2 protein-coding genes and 1 pseudogene are annotated in these 3,676 nt (G+C 72.9%); 2 read left to right on the top strand and 1 reads right to left on the bottom strand.

The genetic code is table 11. From position 1 onward, the window contains the following. Nucleotides 1-82 precede the first annotated feature (82 nt). A complete protein-coding gene (locus tag ACFWEP_RS33015; RefSeq protein WP_387375734.1) occupies nt 83-1,081 on the bottom strand; it encodes a DUF4349 domain-containing protein in 999 nt (332 codons plus the stop codon). 127 nt (nt 1,082-1,208) lie between these two features. Between ACFWEP_RS33015 and hemG the strand changes: the two are divergent. Further along, nucleotides 1,209-2,734 (top strand): annotated as a pseudogene (hemG, locus tag ACFWEP_RS33010) (protoporphyrinogen oxidase). Nucleotides 2,735-2,738: 4 nt separating this feature from the next. Continuing rightward, complete coding sequence (gene hemQ / locus ACFWEP_RS33005) at nt 2,739-3,452, top strand: hydrogen peroxide-dependent heme synthase (RefSeq protein ID WP_328718729.1); 714 nt, start codon at nt 2,739-2,741, stop codon at nt 3,450-3,452. Nucleotides 3,453-3,676: the final 224 nt, after the last annotated feature.

Raw genomic sequence — 3,676 nt, 5'->3', positions numbered from 1 at the left:
CGATGACCACCAGTCGCTCCGTCATGCCAGGTCCCTTCGCCGCAGTGTGCCGACCACGCTAGCGGCGTTTCTCCCGGCAGCCTCAGGGCGCGGGTGTCGTGCTCGCGTCCTCCCGCTCGGCCGGGCCGGCCGGCGGCACGGGTGCGGCGGTGCCGGCCGCCGGTACGCGGCGGCGGCGCACCACCAGCCGCCCGGCCACCAGGAGCAGCGCGACGGCCGCCAGGAACGGGGCGGTCGCACCGATCGCCATCGCGATCCACCGCAGCGTCGTGACGAACGCGTCCCACCCACCGGTCACCGCGTCCCAGAAACCGGGATCGTCGTCCTCGTCGGCGACGGAGGCGTCAGGCTCGTAGAGGTCCAGGGTGATCGTCGCCAGCGAGGTGCGGTCGGCCAGGGTCGCCCGCTGCGCGAGCAGGGACTCCAGGTTCGCCTGACGGCTGCTCAACTGTCCTTCGAGCGTGACGACGTCGCCGATCTTCTCCGCCTTCGCCATCAGGGCCCGCACCCGCTCGACGCTCGCCCGCTGGGTCGCGATGCGGCTCTCCACGTCCACGACCTGGTCGGTGACGTCCTTCGCCTCCGACGTGCGCGACAACAGCTTGCCCGCGCCGGTCAGCCGCTTCAGCACGGCCGCGTACCGGTCCTCCGGAACGCGCAGCACGAGGTGCGAGGAGTCGTGGACGTCGTCCACCCGCTCGGTCGACTCGCTCTCCACCAGCCCGCCGCTGCCCTCGGCGGCGGACCGGGCCCCGGCGACCGCCTTCGGGACGTCTTTCACCTCGATGGACATCACCGTGGTGCGGATGACGTGGGTGGCGGCCGGTGTGCTCTTGTCCACCGCCGTCCCGTCCCCCTTTCCGGACGCCGCGGAACCGTCGCCGTCCGACCTGGCGGGACCGGACGCCGCTTCCGCCCCACCGCCCTCCTCCTGTGCGACGGCCGCCTTGTCGTCCGAAGCGGACTTGTCCATCCCGCCGGTGTCGCTCGCGCCGCACCCGGCCACCGCGAGCAGGGCGACGAGCGCCCCGGCCGCCAGAGTCGTGGCGCGGTGTCGCTGGGTTCTCTGCGTGGACTTCATAACTGGTCCCCCCGGCTCGGTGAGTTGATGTCCGCCCTTGGACGTGCCGGACCCCCGGCAGGTTTCCCGCACGCGGTTTCGAAGCGGTCACGGTCGGGACTCGTTCGGGGTTTGAGAGAGTGGACCCATGCAGGGTTCTGAACAGCAAGCGCACGCGAGCACGCCGCACGTCGTCGTCATCGGCGGAGGGATCGCCGGTCTGGCCGCCGCCCACCGGCTGCTCGGCAGCGGGGTGCGGGTCACCCTCCTTGAGGCCTCGGAACGGCTCGGCGGAAAGCTCATGACCGGGGAGGTCGCGGGCGTCCAGGTCGACCTCGGCGCCGAATCGATGCTCGCCAGGCGGCCGGAAGCGGTCGGTCTGGCCCGCGCCGCCGGACTCGGCGACCGCCTCCAGCCGCCCGCCACGGCAGCGGCCTCCCTCTGGACGCGCGACGCGCTGCGCCCGATGCCCAAGGGTCACGTGATGGGCGTCCCGGGCGACCCCGAGGCGCTGCGCGAGGTGCTCTCGCCCGAGGGCATCGCCCGGATCGCCCAGGAACGCGAGCTGACCGCCACCGCCGTGGGCGACGACGTCGCGATCGGCGCGTACGTCGCCGACCGGCTCGGCCGCGAGGTCGTCGACCGCCTCGTGGAGCCCCTGCTCGGCGGGGTGTACGCCGGAGACGCCTACCGGATCTCCATGCGGGCCGCCGTCCCGCAGCTCTTCGACATCGCCCGCGAGGGCGGCCCGCTGCTCGACGGAGTGCGCCGGGTCCAGGAGCGGGCCGCCGCCCAGCAGGCGGGCGGGCCCGTCTTCCAGGGCATCGACGGCGGTCTCGGGACCCTTCCGGGCGCCGTGGCCGACACCGTGCGGGCCGCGGGCGGCGAGATCCACACCGCCACCCCGGTGCTCGGCCTGACCCGTACAGGGGCCGGCTGGGACGTCCGTACGGAGAGCCGGGTCATCACCGCGGACGGCATCGTCCTCGCCACCCCCGCCTGGTCCGCCTCCACCCTGCTGGCCGCCGAATCCCCGGCGGCCTCGGCCGAGTTGGCGGGTGTCGAGTACGCCTCGATGGCCCTGATCACCCTGGCGTTCCGGCGCGAGGACATCGAGGCGGTGGAGGCGTTCCGCGGGCGCTCCGGCTTCCTGGTCCCCCCGGTCGACGGCCGCACGATCAAGGCCGCCACCTTCTCCAGCAACAAGTGGCGGTGGGTCGCCGACGCGGCCCCCGGCCTCTTCGTGCTCCGCACCTCGGTCGGCCGGTACGGCGACGACGACCACCTGCACCGCGAGGACGACGAACTCGCCGCGATCTCCCGCCGCGACCTCGCCACCGCGACCGGCCTCACCGCCCGGCCGGTGGGCACCACGGTCACCCGGTGGATCGGCGGACTGCCGCAGTACCCGGTCGGCCACCTCACCAAGGTCGAGCGCATCCGTGGTGAGGTCGCGAAGCTGCCCGCCCTGCGGGTCTGCGGCGCGGTCTACGACGGCGTCGGCATCCCGGCCTGCGTCGGCAGCGCGCAGCGCGCCGCCGACGAGATCACGGCCGAACTGGCCGGTCGGCCGTGACGGGGGCCGCCCGGGCGGGGCGGACGGGGGAGATCGCCGGGGAGATCATCGCCACGCCGACCCTGGTTCGGGGCACGGAAGACGAGGCGGGACAATAGCCGTATGAGTGCGCCTGAGAAGATCCCGAACGCCGGTAAGAAGGCCAAGGACCTCAACGAGGTCATCCGCTACACCCTGTGGTCCGTCTTCAAGCTGCGCGACGTGCTGCCGGAGGACCGAGCGGGTTACGCCGACGAGGTCCAGGAGCTGTTCGATCAGCTCGCCGCCAAGGACATCACCGTCCGGGGCACCTACGACCTCTCCGGTCTGCGTGCCGACGCCGACCTGATGATCTGGTGGCACGCCGAGACCTCGGACGAGCTCCAGGAGGCGTACAACCTCTTCCGGCGCACCAAGCTGGGCCGCGCTCTGGAGCCGGTCTGGTCGAACATGGCGCTGCACCGCCCCGCCGAGTTCAACAAGTCGCACATCCCGGCCTTCCTCGCCGACGAGACGCCCCGCGACTACGTCAGCGTCTACCCGTTCGTGCGCAGCTACGACTGGTACCTGCTGCCCGACGAGGACCGCCGCCGGATGCTCTCCGACCACGGCAAGATGGCCCGCGGCTTCCCCGACGTCCGTGCCAACACGGTGGCCTCGTTCTCGCTCGGCGACTACGAGTGGCTGCTGGCCTTCGAGGCCGACGAGCTCTACCGCATCGTCGACCTGATGCGCCACCTGCGGGCCTCCGAGGCACGGCTGCACGTGCGCGAGGAAGTGCCGTTCTACACCGGTCGCCGCAAGGCGGTCGCCGACCTCGTCGCGGGTCTCGCGTAGGGTCCTCTGGTCGGCGTTCTCCCGGGGGCCCTCCCGGAAGGCCGCCGACCACCCGCACACCTGGTGGCCCGACTCGCAATGCCGGCGTTTCCCGGCCACCCCCGACCCGGAAGATCAGACGGTGTCCGGACGCGTCCAGCGTCTCGGACGACCGTTCCAGCGACACCGGGTCCGGCTCCGGGTGCGGCTCGCAGCCTGCGTGCCGCACCGGCGTCCTTCCGGGG

This window comes from Streptomyces sp. NPDC060198, assembly GCF_042728415.1.
GTDB lineage: Bacteria > Actinomycetota > Actinomycetes > Streptomycetales > Streptomycetaceae > Streptomyces.
Note: the sequence above shows the minus strand (reverse complement) of the source record. Positions and strands in the feature narration are given on the sequence as shown.

Bases quoted from the DNA above. Each gene is read 5' to 3' on its own strand.
- hemQ (WP_328718729.1), top strand. From the start codon at position 2,739: ATGAGTGCGCCTGAGAAGATCCCGAACGCCGGTAAGAAGGCCAAGGAC.
- ACFWEP_RS33015 (WP_387375734.1), bottom strand. From the start codon at position 1,081: ATGAAGTCCACGCAGAGAACCCAGCGACACCGCGCCACGACTCTGGCG.